Below are 13,902 nucleotides of genomic sequence, written 5' to 3' on the forward strand. Positions count from 1 at the left end.
GATGAAGCACGTGAGTGTCGGGGTGCGGGGTTACTTCTTTTCGTCTTTTATTGTTTGAATATGTTTGCACACCAACTCGCCCCCATTTTTCTGTCACAATTTTGCCATTAAAATGTAATGAAACCACTTTAGAGTTACCGCCTCAATTGAATACACTAAGGATTTAGAAATGAAAAAAGTTGGTTTGTAGTGGGGCAGTGATTGTGGCCACTTAGTTAGAGTCCGCATTAATCATCATTACTCCCATCATGTGAATTAAAAAACTAAGGCTGTTTGACGAGTATTTTTTTCTAGGTTTTTGTGGCTTTGCTTGTTTAATATCTAGAGTGCCTAATGCATTGAGTTGCTCAAATTCTCTTGTTTTTCGGGCTTGATTTTCTTTACTAATCGCTTTAATCGAAGATTCATCAGGATGAATAAGTTCTAATCGTACATGGCCTCTACCCGTGGCACCAGTTGGCTTTGCTCTTTTTCCTTTTCTAGTTTTAATATTTTTATAGGCTCTTTCCCAATCATCAAGCACTGCACTTTTTTCGATAGTGTAAGTCACCACGCGCCAGTAACTTTTGGGGATAATATTTTCAAAGGCTTTTAAAAAGTACTCTAAATCTTCAGGCCAATTGAAGTTAATACCCGATTGATTCATGCATTGGTTTCGTAATGCATGCTTTAGCATATTGATAATGCGGTCTTTATTTTTATTATCATCGTTATTTTCTTTGAATTTAGTACGCATATTGATGATTATCTTATCTAGAAAGGCTAACTCCTTACTGCTTGATGGCTTTCCTTGGAGTAATGATGAAGGACGAGAGTGTCGGGGTGCGGGGCTACTTCTTTTTGTCTTTATTGTTTGAATATGTTTAGCGTTGTCTATCCAGCGATTAATCGTTTGAATGTTGATATTAAATTCAATCGCTAAAAATTCAGGCGCATAACCTTGTTCTATCTTCTTGAGAATATCGTAGCAGAGCATAATACTTATTTGCTTGTTTTGAGCCTCTTCTTGCTGTTTCGCTTTAAACTCTGTTGCCTCAAGCAACTTAGGCTTCAAGCTATTTATTTTTAGCTTTACGCTCAATTCATCATAACAGTGCTTAATTTTTACTGAATTTGAGTGTGCTGTTTGTAAATCAGAGAAGTGACGACGACTTGTTAAACCAAAAGCTCGATTCTCTTGTGGTGTAATGTTGTGCGTTGATTTAGATAGCTTATGGGCAACAATCCAGTCACAAAAGTGAAAGTAATTGCTAAAACAAGTTGCTGGTGTCGCATGACCATCAAAACGAGCAATACCATAGTACTTATTGCGTAATGATTGACCGCAGATAAGTTGTGTAATTGCTTGGCTTTGCTCTTTTGAGTAAGGCACTGCATTTGGTAGTAGGGCATAAGCATCATCAACTTCGACCATTAACTGTATACGACTAATGCAGCTATGTCTTAGGTGATGAAATACCAAAAAATCTAGCTGTGATAGATGACGCAAAATGCCTGAAATGGTACTTGAAACATAGAGTTCATCAAAAGGCGTGTAAATATCACTGCCTAATGTAAAAGCAAGATTATTATCGGCCATTGATAATATGCGTTTACGGGCAATACATTCACGAACAAGTTTGTTTTCACTCTCTGTCAGTAATGGATAAAGTGGTACTTTTCTTAAAGAAGCTGGTTTCTTATTGTTACCAATTTTATTACTGCGAATTTGCATCCAGCCGATCTCTGACTTTTCAATGAAATTGAGTGTTAATTTTCTTATTTCACCAATGCGTAGGTTGCAACGGAAGCTGAGAATGGCAATGCATTTTAATGTGTCTTTATTGTCATCACTTAAGTTGGTTAAGTGATCTATTTCTTGCAATGAGGCTTTGAAAAGCACCTCATCAATAAATCCAGCGCGGGTATGGTTAGATTGTTTAGCGTTATTGTTAATAGGCTCAAGTAAGGCGGGGAATCCAAATTGTGATACACAAAACCCATGCAAATTACTAATACGCTTTGTTAGGTTTTGTTTTATTTTTTCTGTAGGGGACTGTTCAATCATCTCTCTATATATTTCAGCTATTTGACTATGAGTCATGCCCTCAATATTTTCACCTTCAAATGCAAATAGCCAGCGACGAGTTAACAATGAGTGGTAGTTTGCAATTGTTTTAGGTTTACATGTTGTATCTAACTTATGAATAAACCATTTCAAGAGTGCTTGCTGAACAAATGGTAGTGATAACGTTGAAATGCTTAACAATGATGCTTTGAGTGTTGCTTTTGAACGTTTTTGTTTTGGATCTGCTTTCTTTAAGGCAACTTTAAGTTTATGAAATAAATCACTATTTGTGGTGGTAGGGTTGTTGGTAAAAGTGGAGCTACTAATTGATGGATCGTTAGCATTTGCTTCAAACCCTCCTTGAGCAACTAAGGTGGTGTCAATTCTTGCTAGGTTATCTATTGGTAAAGAATATGATTTAGTGCGTCCAGATATAAATTCAGACAACGCTTGGTTTATGTTGGCACCTTCTGTTCGCTCTACAATATAAGTTGCTGCTTTACGTAGTTTTTTTAGTGAATCAGGGAAATATGCTAATTCCCTGTCCATACCAATTGTGAGTTGGTTATAAAGGGCTAAATGTGATGTAGGAGGCTTCCAGCTTTTTATATCTAATGATTGCCATTGTTTGATTAGCCCTAGTGTAAAAGGTGATAAATAGCATTGGCTTTGTGTTGTGCTGTTTCCTACTTCATCGTATACGTTTGTATTAAAGCCTAGTGCTGTATAATTTAATGTAATTAACGGAAGCCCACCTGCATTAACGATGTTTAAAGGTGATACAAGTTGTTTTACAAAAGCATCAATCAGTGGATAGCTACAATGGCCTGAGTGGCACATGAACGAAAGTATCAACGCTTGAAAGTGCTGATCAATATTTCTGTCTGCTGGTGATTGAGCTATAAAATTCTCATACCAACCACGGTATTCTTGTTCAAATGCCCAAGCTGTGCGTATCCAGTTTATATTTTTCGTTTGCTTTTCTGGTTTGGCGGTGAATAAGTAAGCTGGTGCACTCACTTGCCAGTTATTTTTTTTCCTATAATTTTCAACCGTATTAACTGCACGATTAAATGCGAGTTTGAAATCACGCGCCTCACCAAATGTTTTACGAAGCATCTCTTCCATTTTTTCCCATTGTGGTAGGAACTCTGCTTGTTGAAGAGGACACTCAACTGGCAGGAAGTCATCAACGATTTTACTCGCTTTTGCTAATACACGACGTATCTCATCATTTCTGTTTTTCTTCCTTGCATTAACGCCAATTTCCTTAGACAAAGGCCACCTCCTTAACGCCAATTCGCTGTAGTAAGTTTTCAATATGGATGGAGATGTCTCTTAAATCTTCAATACCAATACTACTAAATTGTGAGAAAGCAGTTTGGCTAATGCTTGTGTGACCCATCCAAGCATCCATTAAATCAGGTGCAATTTGACTCTTATGTAAAAGCGTTCTTAATTGATGACGATGCCAGTTAGGCGGTAGTGGGAAGTAATCAAATTGTAGAATAATCGTTTCTGGTGTTGATTCTTCGAATAATTTTTCAGGAGTCTGGGTATTGCGGTAGAAAAATAGATGCTCTCGGCTATTTAATATTTGTTGGTAACGTTTGCTCAATAGAGGTTTTGTATTTTTAAAATAGCGTGCTGCCTGTGATACGAACGCTAAATATTGTCCAATTATTTTTACTGTCAGTGGCGGGATAATAACAATGCGACCAGAGCCGATTGCCAATGAATCCTTATCTGCAATGTAATATTCACCAGAAAAAAGGTTTAAATCAGATTTCTTACCTAGCCATCCTGTTACTGGCCGATAACCAGACGATAACCCCAATACCATCTGTGTGTATGATGCGATCAAATCATGGTGGTCAGCTGTAAACCAGTAGCTCTTGTTTGTTGTGCTTTTATTGATACGTGTAATTAACTTATTCATTAAGCTAGAAAGGATATCTTCAGACACATCTAGGGCAGATCCTAGCTGCCTGTTATCACTCACTCCTTTTATCTTTGGCAACTCTTTCATTGAGATAGTGGGACGAGAAATAGAAAGTGTAGGTGCTATTTTATAAAGATATTCAATAAAATGATTAAAGGCGTTATTCAGGGCTTCAATATCAATATGGGTATATGAAAGGGCGGGTAATTTTTGTACATCAGGATCTGATATCAACTGTGTTAATACGGGATCGATGCCTACCTGTTTTTGGTGATGGCTTAAAAAACCGCTAATTTTATTTAATGTTAAGTGTGTGTGGTATTGCTTATTAATAAGAGATAAAACACTTGAAAGGTCTTCCTTGGTGACTTGTTTTAATAGTTTTGCATTTTTTATAGATCGCGGAAACGTAATATCAAAATACTTACTGATATCAGGTAAATAAAGAGCAACTTCAGGTCGCTGCTTTTGAGATGGAATTATATGCTTTCGGGTAAGCGTACTATTTCCATTTTTAAGACTAAATTTTGTGTCAATAATTTGTTCGTGGCTATTCCCTAAAAACAGCATCAGTATTAGGCACTTTACAACTGGTTTTTTCTCTTCACCTGAAGTGTAATAATGATTTTCACAATAAGCTAACAGTTGGTGTATTTCAAATTCCGTTGCTTGATTTATATTGCAGGAGGAGGATATTTTATTTTGAATGATATGATCTGAAATAGCCTTTGCTTGTACAGCTTGAGCACCATAATGAGTGTGTGAATGATGAGTTGCTGGTTCTTTCACAGTTACAACGACGAACTCTTTGTCGTTACCTATGTTTTCTTCTTGTTCCCATTTTTCAGTCACTTTTTTTTGGCTTGAGAATATCTTTACCTCGATGTTGTTTTCGCCCTCTAACTCTGCATCTTCATGAGTAATTTCAAGCATTGCATGTCGGCTAGTGAATTCTCGAGTCCCTGCTCTTCTTTCTATCCCCTTTTTATCTTCAGCGCATTTACTTAAGGGGGTATGATAATGAGCTAATTGAGCATCGATTGCTTTAGTGAGTTTTTTTGATAAATCACTGTTCGGTAAATTCTCTCGTTTATCTTCAAAATCAGTAATCAGATCTGGTAGGTAACGATTACCCACTTTGTTAAGCCGAGGCAAGTGAGGGGCAAGATTTTCTCTTTTCCCTTTTGCATAAAACCTTATTTCATTACAAGCGCGTTCGATTAGCCCTGAAGTGCTCCCCATAAAAATTAGCTTAATCGCAACGGACAACATTAATGCTTTGTATTGATCGAATTGTTCTAAATCATAAGAAGCCCTGACTGGAACAGAGGCTAGCATGGCAGGAAGGTAGTAAATATCTAAGCTACCTTTGCATTTCGTCAATAATGCTTCTTTTGTGCAGGGCGGATGTTGTGAATATTCCTTTAACTTTTCTTGAAGTAGAATATCTTCATCAAAACTTCTTTTTAAAGCGGGAGCAAGTATCTGAGTCAGTCGTATTACTTCTTGCGAAATGCAAGAGAGGGCATCTTTTTCAAATGAAGCTGGAAACAGGGTTATAAAGAATATTTCAATATTCTCTTTTTCAAATCTTGCTTTAACGTCATCTTCTGTCATTGATAATCCCCATTCTTATGGTATCTTTTAAGTTAGAAGTGCTAATATTGTTGAAAACTTAACTTGGATAAAAAAATGATTAAGCGTAAAAAAGAAAATATAGATTTAAAAAATCAAATTTACCGTACTGTTGCTAGCTCTACTGCAATCGAAACTGGTGAACCTATTCGCGAGCTCGAGAAGAAGTTGAAAAATAAAGAAAGTAAATTCAACTGGCTGACTTTAGCGTAAGTACATCACTTATTAATCTTTCCATATGTTGGTAATCCCCAGCAACACCTGCTTGAATAGCTTTAAAATAAAACGCTTTATTTTCATCCCAAAGGTCATAGTTTAAAAGTGCAAAGCCAGTCTTATCTGCAATCACATCCAATAATAATCGTGCAATTCGACCATTACCTTCTCTAAATGGATGGATCAAAATAAACTCAACATGTACCTTTGCTAAGAAATGGATAAGGGATTCTTCACTTGTATTCGATAAGTCATCAAACTTACTAAGTAACGATTTTTCAAAGTGATCTAAAAGGTTAGATATTTGTCTAGCTGATGCAAAATCAAAGCTTCCTTTTCTCATATTTACAGATCTTGCAGTGCCTGCCCATTCATAGATATTACCTAACCACTTTCGATGCCATTCATTAATATCGGCAACCGTTAATGAGTTTAACTGTGGTTGTGTCTCATCAAATAGATGCTGGTATAACTGAACAAGCAGAATACTTTCAACTTCGTTTATTTCAGCTTCAGTAGTGATACCAAGTAAATTTTTAAGCACCTTAGAATCAGATCCAGCTTGGAACTCACCTTCTGTTGAATTTACTTCATATTTTTTAGCCATCAGTGATTCCTCAAAGCGATTTATCGATCAGATTGTTTATTCGTTTAAATATTAGGCTTTGCTTAAAAGCAGCTCTGCTCTCATTTCGTTTAAAATATCATCTTTACTAATAACTTTGCTTGCTCCATTTGGTTCTCTAATTGCACTCCTCTGATTAGCGATAGTGCCACGACATATTGATGCTAGTTCAGCTAGTTTGGGTTCCGACAAATGGCCTGAGCCATAAAGTGTTTTTATGAAATTTTCTGGCATTTTTTCATTGATTTGATTCATTAGGCGCCCAAGTGATTTCATATCAATTGACGAGTGAATTTTTTCAATGACACCAGACCAAGCCATTTTTGAAATATCATCTTTAGATAATTCAGGTGAATATATGAGAATGTTGATAGAAGAAAAATCAGTTTTTGTTAAATCAAAAGCGGTGTGTTCGAAGCCTGAAATTATTTGAATAGAGGTGTTGTTTTCAATTGCATGCAGTGTCATCGTCTTAGCAAAAAACTCTGTCGATGAGTTTTGGAGCTTTTCAATATTGAATAATTTTTCCATAGAAATGAAAAATTCAAATGCAGTTTTGGCACCTTCATGAATATTAAAAGTTAGATTTTTCTTTTTGTTCGTACTCAGAATTTTGATCATATAGCGCCGCTCAAATTGCCATTTTAGTATAAATACTATACGATCTGTTGTGACCAAAAACAAAGTAAATGCCGTAATAATAGGTGTTTTGTGATGTTAAATGGTGTTAATTATTTTTCTTTAGATTGTTTTTAATTGCATGTTTTATATGAAGTTATTGTTTTAATTGGTATTTTAAAGTTAAAAACAAAAACTAGGGGGTAAGCCTTCCAAGCTGATAATGCGGGTTCGATTCCCGCTGCCCGCTCCAAGCTTTATACTTAAAAACCAAGCACTTGTGCTTGGTTTTTTTGTTTCTATTATTTGATAAATAACATTTGTGGCCGTTTTGTGGCTAGTTTGTGGCATCTAATTTATTTCTAGTATTTTTCATTACCTCACTTCATCAGTACTACTCAAAAACAATGATGACTATTAAATCTTTATTCTGTTATTTCTCCAGCTTCAAATAACTCTCCGATCGATACTTCCAAATAAGCACATAATAAATCGATTGCTTCTAATTCAACTCTTGTTGCTGTTTCATTATAAAGCCTAGTTATTGTACCTCTATTAATTCCTGTATCTCTTGCAACATCCGCTATTTTTAAACGCTTAACGCCCATGATCTTTGATAAATGACACTTCAAAATGATCTCCTTAGATAAAAAATGTTCTATAGCGAGGCAAAATGTCTTGCAAAGAATTATTTTAATGATATATTTTAACCTGTAGGAGAGCAAAGTTCTCTTCAGACAGTTAGTTTTAATAATAGGAGAGTATATTATGAATATTACATATATGACAACTTCTGAACTATCAGAACGAATTAAATATGATCAGCGCACAATTCGTGAGCAATTAAAAGATTCAGTTCTATTCGAAGGGGTGCATTACATTCGTCCATTTGGAGGAAGAAAAATCCTCTATCTTTGGGAGCGTATAGAAGAAGAGATGCTTAACGGTATTTCTTTAAATTCTTTAACGGTAGGAATGTGAGGTTGTTATGGGAAATATAAGTGAACGAAGTAATAAATTAGTTATCGAATTTCGAGCTGAAGGGATCCGCTGTAGAGAGCAAACAAATCTACCGGCTACTTCTGCAAATCGCAAGCGTATGGATAAGTTATTGAAAGTGATAGAGGCAGAAGTAGTACTAGGTACTTTTGATTTTTGTAAATACTTTCCAAACTCAAAACGAGCTACAAAATTTGTAGAGCTACAACAACGCAAACAAACAGCGACTAATCATTTTAATGCGCCTGATGCACCAACATTAAAAGCGTTTTCAGAGTTGTGGTTTAATGAAAAAGCGATTGAATGGCGTAAAAGTCATAAACAATCAATTGAAGGGATTTTAGAGTCGCATATCTTGCCTGCATTTGGGCATATGAAGATCAGCGTCATCAAAAAACAAGATATCTTAACGTTTCGAGCTGCTCTCGCCAAAGTCCAGACTCGAACAAAGAAAACACTATCCGCTTCTCGTATCAATCATATTATGACACCACTAAGAATGCTGCTTAACGAAGCCGCTGATCGATATGAGTTTACGTCACCTTGGAAAAATATTAAAGCCTTAAAAATACCGCGTACCGAGGTCAACCCATTTTCTTTAAATGAAGTTGAGCGATTAATCAAAACTGCACCTGATGACTTTAAATCCTATTACACAGTGCGCTTCTTCACAGGCTTACGAACAGGAGAAATTGATGGTTTACATTGGGATAAAGTCGATTTAGATAAGAAGCAAATCTACATAACTCAAAGCCTTGTAAAAGGGGATATGACAGACGCAAAAACTGACGGCTCAAATCGAACTATTAAGCTGACTGATAGAGTTGTATCTGCATTGCAGCAACAAATGAAAGTAACAAAGCACCTAGGGCCTTTTGTATTTTGTAAAAATAATGGCAAGCCATTTAATTATCAAACTATTAGCCGTGTTATTTGGGAGCCTATGCTGCAACGATTAAATTTGAAATACAGAAACCCATATCAAACACGCCATACCTACGCCACGTTGTTACTGGCAGCAGGTGAATCGCCAGAATGGATTGCACAGCAGATGGGGCATACCACTACAACGATGTTATTTCGTGTTTATTCACGTTATGTACCCAACTTAACTCGGCAAGATGGCAGTGCCTTTGATCGTTATGTACAAACTCAAGGAGAAGATAATGCTTAGTGTCCATGATCATCCAATAGTGCAGCAGATTGATAGCCAAATATCGCAAAGTGAAACTTATTTATCGAGCCTGCAAGTAAAGCGTATTGAATTGACGAGATCGTTATTAAAATCAACCTATGAAGTTGCTCAGATAATTTGTCGTAATTTATATATAAATCAAACTCAAAGAGAGGTAGCTTTGTTATGTGGGTACGAATATTTAACAAATATTCAAATGGTCGAGCAGTGGTTATTAGAACAACTAGTAGAGCTAAATCAACCTCGTTTTGATTGTGGTATTAATGAATTACAGAATCGTTTAGTGATGAGGCTTAATAGCTTAAAACAGGATTCCATAGGGTTATAGTTAGAGATTAGGATAGCAGCTATATCACTATCCTAATAATTTTTATGTGATTACTGAAAAAGGACTGATCCCTAAATTGCGATGTTATATCATTTTAATTTTTATTTAAATAAGCATGTAGTGTTAGAGTTTCTCATTCTAGAAGCTTGTAAATAGTAATCATCAACAGGATGAATTAAATATTACTAGTATTTTTATCTTCAGTTAAAAGAGGGGGTTAATCTTCATCTGTTCTTCCTCTCAATAAATAGATACTTTACATTCATATTGTTGTTTTATATATAATTAGAGCTTTATTCGAGACATAAAACGGTCAATTCTAATATGCTTTAAATAGAACAGTCTTTTATCGCTGATTTTTTAAATATTTTTAATAAACAGTTACCTATTTTTCTTGCTTCTAGGTGGTGCTTGGTGGCAACTCAATGGTTTATGTTTTGCATTTTCCATTATATTTTCATCGACAAATTTGTAATAGCCTTCTTTCAAGAGCTCCCACCAACCATCAGAAACATCTGCACCATGCTTAATAACTATCTGTTCAATAGCATCTAAATTTATATGAGTTGCGTCATAAGCAATGTCTAGTAGGGCATCTTTAATATCAATTGTGACTGAATCAATGCCAAATGCTGCATCTATTTCAGTTATAATTTTCGTTCGATTTAGTTCTGTTAATCCTATTAATTGAATTTTTCTGTGCACTAAATTAACTTCTGTTACGCCGGCTCGATGATCTAAATTACTCATGTTAACCCCCTCTTTTTTGATTTTTATTTGGAAAATAATGTAAATATGCCTACTTAGGATCCTTATCATTATGGTGATGCTTTCCATGCATAAAGAAATGCATTAAAGGGCATAATAAAAGAATCGAAAAAGGTAAATACTCGAAAAAATACTGGTTATGTTTAGTCAGTAAATAGTAAGTTACGCCTGCTATTGCCATTATAACCACCCAAGATTTAGGCGTTAATAAGAGTGCTTTAATATTATTTATCATAATTTTTACCTCAATATTTATTTGGCCAGCATTTTTTCAAAGTTCACATTTGCAATATCATTTAATTGCCCAGCATTTTTTCAAAGTTCACATTTGCAATATCATTTAATTGCCCAGCACTTTTTAAAAGTTAAGATTTGCAATATCAATTACTCAACGACTAGATAACCCTTGTACATTTGCATTGAGCAGTGAAATACATACTTGCCCTTTTCCATAGGGGGGAGTGAAATTTCAGTGGTTTTGTTTAACGGTAATTCATCACTAATTTCAAAATCAGGGAAAATTAACGTAGCCGCACATGGGCTTGGATCTTTACGAATAAATTTAATAACACTCGGTGTGTTAGCTTTTAGAATAATATTCGATGGTTGATAAACACCGTCCTGCACCATTATATTTACTTCATCACCGATATTATTTGCTAATTTTTTTTGCTTATTATTTGGGGAGTAAAGCCAAAACCACCAAACAATGAAAGCAATTAAAACGATGCCTACAAAGTTAATAATTAACATAATTTTCTCCTAATGATCTTGTGCTTTAAATAAACGTAAACGATTTGCATTACTCACTACCGTTAACGATGAAAGAGCCATTGCAGCACCCGCAATAACAGGGCTAAGTAATAATCCAAAGAATGGGAATAAAATTCCCGCTGCAAAAGGAACACCCGCGACGTTATAAATAAAAGCACCAAATAGATTTTGTTTAATATTGCTTAAGGTAGCTTTGCTCACTGCGATTGCATCAGCAAGGCCATGTAACGAGCCTCGCATTAATGTTATATCTGAGCTTTCTATCGCTACATCAGTTCCTGTACCAATTGCAAAACCAACATTTGCAAGGGCAAGTGCTGGAGCATCATTAATGCCATCTCCAGTCATTCCTACTATTTCACCTTGAGCTTGTAATTCCGCTACTTTCTGTGATTTTTCTTCCGGTAGTACTTCAGCAAAAAATTCTGTAATACCTACTTTTTGTGCCACCGCTTTTGCCGTTGCTTGATTATCACCAGTGAGCATGATCACTCGAATACCATTTTTTTGTAAACGCTTGATAGCAGAAATTGAATCTTCTTTGATCGGATCGGAAACGGCGATAATCGCGGCTAGCTCACCATCAATAGCAAAAAACATCGGCGTTTTAGCTTCGCTTGCCATTTTTTGGCTAATATCAAGGCTTTCTTTATTGACATTAATACCTTGCTCACTCATTAGTTTGTAATTACCAAAAAATAAGCGTTTATCGAGCACAACACCTTCTACACCTTGGCCAGTAATGGCATTAAAATGTTCGACTTTATCTGTGCTTAATCCTTTTTCATTTGCCGACTCCACAATGGCTTGTGCTAATGGATGTTCAGAAGCAATTTCTAAACTTGCCACTAATTGTAATATCTGATCATCTACCATCGAATTAACACTGTGAACATCTGTAACTTTAGGTTTACCTAAGGTTATAGTGCCTGTTTTGTCCAAGACCATAGCTGTGATTTTTGAAGCACTCTGCAATGCTTCACCATTACGAATAAGCACACCTACTTCGGCTGCTTTTCCCACACCTACCATTACCGACATAGGCGTAGCAAGCCCTAACGCACATGGGCAGGCTATAATTAGTACTGTAGTTGCTGATACTACTGCAAAGGCAACACTTGGATCTGGGCCAAAGTTTAACCAGATTAAAGCACTGGTAATGGAAATAATCATAATGGTTGGCACAAAATAAGCGGAAATAATATCAGCTAAGCGTCCTATCGGGGGTTTAGAGTTTTGCGCCCGTTTGACCATATTAATTATTTGTGCGAGCGCTGTATCTTTACCAACACGTGTCGCCCGAAAAATAATAGATCCACTTTTATTAATGGTTCCGGCAACGATTTCATCACCTATTGATTTTTTTACCGGCATAGGCTCGCCCGTTAACATCGACTCGTCAATGGTTGTTTTGCCTTCGTCAACTTTGCCATCAACAGGAATGCGCTCACCTGGGCGCACGCGTACGAGATCATTTAATAACACTTGATCAATGTTAATATCAATATCTTTGCCATCACGAATAACGCGTGCCGTTTTCGGCTGTAAACCAATCAATCGTTGTATCGCTTCGCTAGTTCTGCCTCTCGCTTTAACTTCAAGCGCTAATCCTAAATTAATTAAACCGATGATCATTGCAGTCGCTTCAAAGTAGACATGTCGAGCCATCTCAGGTAACGCCAATGGGTAGATAACAACAACCATTGAATATAACCATGCAGTACCAGTTCCTAAGGCAATTAACGTATCCATATTCGCGTTATGATTAACAAAAGATCTCCATGCGCCGATATAAAAATGTTTACCTGCAAAATACATAACAGCGGCACAAACAAGGCCTATCAATAACCAAACTGCACGATCCATGGTTGAGTTGACTGTCATAGGCCCACCCATTAGGCCATATACCATTAATGGCACACCTAAACCTAAACCAAATTTCATTTGTGTCATGAGTTTCTGGTAATACTTTTGTTCTGCTTCCTCTTTTTCATCAAGTAGCTGTTCATCGCTAGCATTATCTGTACTTTTAGCGTTATAACCTGCGGATTGAACCGTTTTTATAATTATATCTTCTGAAACATCGCCAGTGACAGTTAGGGTTCGTAGCGCAAAATTCATTTGTGCTTGTTGAACATCAGGAAGGTCATTTAATGCTTTTTCTATCTTATTGACGCAACTTGCACAACTTGCCCCTTCTACAAGCAACTCTTGTGTTTGTACTTGGGAGGAGGCAGGACTCTTATCTTTTGATGATTTTTCCTGTGCAGGAAGGTTATTGTTCACTGTATCCTGTTGCGAGGGGGGAGTCGTTTTATAGCCTTTTTGTTCAATTAAAATCACAACGGATTTTAATGTTGCATCATAATCTGAACTGTCTTCAATGACAATTTCTGCACTTTCCGATGCAAAATCTACCTTTGCATTCACCTTTGTTATTGCATTTAGTTCTGTTTGTAATTTACTTGCACAACCTTTGCAGGCCATACCATAAATAGGCAGTTTGAGACTTGTAGGTAAAGACATGCTTGCTCCTTATTTCAGTTTGGACAGTGACTTTATTAAGAAGCTTAATCCTTACCCTTGAGGCAAGGTCAAGCTGATCCTGTAATAATTAGTGAACTCCATTTTTCAAAAATAATTTACATCTTTAATTAAGGCTTATTTATTATTTTAGGCTGAAACCCGTTATATCTTCACCTTTATGCCTAGAACCTGTTCACCTCACTACTTGCTGATTTTTGCATCTTGAATG

13 protein-coding genes are annotated in these 13,902 nt (G+C 36.2%); 4 read left to right on the plus strand and 9 right to left on the minus strand.

All coding sequences use genetic code 11. From position 1 onward, the window contains the following. Positions 1 to 211 precede the first annotated feature (211 nt). Complete coding sequence (locus MT391_RS19665) at positions 212 to 3,325, minus strand: hypothetical protein (RefSeq protein WP_499499725.1); 3,114 nt, start codon at positions 3,323 to 3,325, stop codon at positions 212 to 214. Next, a complete protein-coding gene (locus MT391_RS19670) occupies positions 3,318 to 5,606 on the minus strand; it encodes a hypothetical protein (protein ID WP_499499727.1) in 2,289 nt (762 codons plus the stop codon). The genes MT391_RS19665 and MT391_RS19670 overlap by 8 nt, the downstream gene beginning before the upstream one ends. Positions 5,607 to 5,681: 75 nt before the next feature. Between MT391_RS19670 and MT391_RS19675 the strand changes: the two genes are divergently transcribed. After that, complete coding sequence (locus tag MT391_RS19675) at positions 5,682 to 5,837, plus strand: hypothetical protein (protein ID WP_499499729.1); 156 nt, start codon at positions 5,682 to 5,684, stop codon at positions 5,835 to 5,837. On the opposite strand, the gene MT391_RS19680 is transcribed toward MT391_RS19675, so the two are convergent. The 3 genes from MT391_RS19680 to MT391_RS19690 all read right to left on the minus strand — a co-directional run bounded on the left by MT391_RS19680 (position 5,815) and on the right by MT391_RS19690 (position 7,715). Next, entirely contained in the window at positions 5,815 to 6,447 is a 633-nt protein-coding gene (locus tag MT391_RS19680; protein WP_499499731.1) for a Fic/DOC family protein, read from the minus strand. The genes MT391_RS19675 and MT391_RS19680 overlap by 23 nt on opposite strands. Before the next feature lie 51 nt (positions 6,448 to 6,498). Continuing rightward, positions 6,499 to 7,086 (minus strand): hypothetical protein, encoded by a 588-nt coding sequence (locus tag MT391_RS19685; protein WP_499499732.1) that lies wholly within the window; start codon positions 7,084 to 7,086, stop codon positions 6,499 to 6,501. Between the two features lie 422 nt (positions 7,087 to 7,508). After that, a complete protein-coding gene (locus tag MT391_RS19690; RefSeq protein ID WP_499499734.1) occupies positions 7,509 to 7,715 on the minus strand; it encodes a helix-turn-helix domain-containing protein in 207 nt (68 codons plus the stop codon). Between the two features lie 136 nt (positions 7,716 to 7,851). Here MT391_RS19690 and MT391_RS19695 point away from each other — a divergent pair, with 136 nt between their 5' ends. The 3 genes from MT391_RS19695 to MT391_RS19705 are packed head-to-tail and all read left to right on the plus strand — an operon-like array spanning position 7,852 to position 9,605. After that, positions 7,852 to 8,064: a hypothetical protein gene (locus tag MT391_RS19695; protein ID WP_499499736.1), complete on the plus strand. Its 213-nt coding sequence runs from the start codon at positions 7,852 to 7,854 to the stop codon at positions 8,062 to 8,064. 7 nt (positions 8,065 to 8,071) lie between these two features. Continuing rightward, positions 8,072 to 9,256: a tyrosine-type recombinase/integrase gene (locus MT391_RS19700; RefSeq protein ID WP_499499737.1), complete on the plus strand. Its 1,185-nt coding sequence runs from the start codon at positions 8,072 to 8,074 to the stop codon at positions 9,254 to 9,256. Beyond that, entirely contained in the window at positions 9,249 to 9,605 is a 357-nt protein-coding gene (locus MT391_RS19705) for a hypothetical protein (protein ID WP_499499739.1), read from the plus strand. The genes MT391_RS19700 and MT391_RS19705 overlap by 8 nt, the downstream gene beginning before the upstream one ends. Before the next feature lie 381 nt (positions 9,606 to 9,986). On the opposite strand, the gene MT391_RS19710 is transcribed toward MT391_RS19705, so the two are convergent. The 4 genes from MT391_RS19710 to MT391_RS19725 all read right to left on the minus strand — a co-directional run bounded on the left by MT391_RS19710 (position 9,987) and on the right by MT391_RS19725 (position 13,673). Next, positions 9,987 to 10,355, minus strand: a complete 369-nt coding sequence (locus MT391_RS19710; RefSeq protein WP_028868914.1) for a hypothetical protein — start codon at positions 10,353 to 10,355, stop codon at positions 9,987 to 9,989. 49 nt (positions 10,356 to 10,404) lie between these two features. Then, positions 10,405 to 10,608 (minus strand): DUF2933 domain-containing protein, encoded by a 204-nt coding sequence (locus MT391_RS19715; protein ID WP_028868913.1) that lies wholly within the window; start codon positions 10,606 to 10,608, stop codon positions 10,405 to 10,407. A gap of 149 nt (positions 10,609 to 10,757) precedes the next feature. After that, positions 10,758 to 11,126: a cupredoxin domain-containing protein gene (locus MT391_RS19720; protein WP_028868912.1), complete on the minus strand. Its 369-nt coding sequence runs from the start codon at positions 11,124 to 11,126 to the stop codon at positions 10,758 to 10,760. A gap of 9 nt (positions 11,127 to 11,135) precedes the next feature. Then, positions 11,136 to 13,673 carry a heavy metal translocating P-type ATPase gene (locus MT391_RS19725; RefSeq protein WP_028868911.1) on the minus strand — a complete coding sequence of 846 codons (2,538 nt, stop codon included), beginning with the start codon at positions 13,671 to 13,673 and terminating at the stop codon, positions 11,136 to 11,138. Positions 13,674 to 13,902: the final 229 nt, after the last annotated feature.

The sequence above is a fragment of the Vibrio sp. 1-Bac 57 genome, from assembly GCF_037546855.1.
Classification (GTDB): Bacteria; Pseudomonadota; Gammaproteobacteria; order Enterobacterales; family Psychromonadaceae; genus Psychromonas.

What these genes read in the sequence shown, in the direction of transcription:
- MT391_RS19670 (WP_499499727.1), bottom strand. Translation starts at nt 5,606, where the DNA reads ATGACAGAAGATGACGTTAAAGCAAGATTTGAAAAAGAGAATATTGAA.
- MT391_RS19675 (WP_499499729.1), top strand. Translation starts at nt 5,682, where the DNA reads ATGATTAAGCGTAAAAAAGAAAATATAGATTTAAAAAATCAAATTTAC.
- MT391_RS19680 (WP_499499731.1), bottom strand. Translation starts at nt 6,447, where the DNA reads ATGGCTAAAAAATATGAAGTAAATTCAACAGAAGGTGAGTTCCAAGCT.
- MT391_RS19685 (WP_499499732.1), bottom strand. Translation starts at nt 7,086, where the DNA reads ATGATCAAAATTCTGAGTACGAACAAAAAGAAAAATCTAACTTTTAAT.
- MT391_RS19695 (WP_499499736.1), top strand. Translation starts at nt 7,852, where the DNA reads ATGAATATTACATATATGACAACTTCTGAACTATCAGAACGAATTAAA.
- MT391_RS19700 (WP_499499737.1), top strand. Translation starts at nt 8,072, where the DNA reads ATGGGAAATATAAGTGAACGAAGTAATAAATTAGTTATCGAATTTCGA.
- MT391_RS19705 (WP_499499739.1), top strand. Translation starts at nt 9,249, where the DNA reads ATGCTTAGTGTCCATGATCATCCAATAGTGCAGCAGATTGATAGCCAA.
- MT391_RS19710 (WP_028868914.1), bottom strand. Translation starts at nt 10,355, where the DNA reads ATGAGTAATTTAGATCATCGAGCCGGCGTAACAGAAGTTAATTTAGTG.
- MT391_RS19715 (WP_028868913.1), bottom strand. Translation starts at nt 10,608, where the DNA reads ATGATAAATAATATTAAAGCACTCTTATTAACGCCTAAATCTTGGGTG.
- MT391_RS19720 (WP_028868912.1), bottom strand. Translation starts at nt 11,126, where the DNA reads ATGTTAATTATTAACTTTGTAGGCATCGTTTTAATTGCTTTCATTGTT.
- MT391_RS19725 (WP_028868911.1), bottom strand. Translation starts at nt 13,673, where the DNA reads ATGTCTTTACCTACAAGTCTCAAACTGCCTATTTATGGTATGGCCTGC.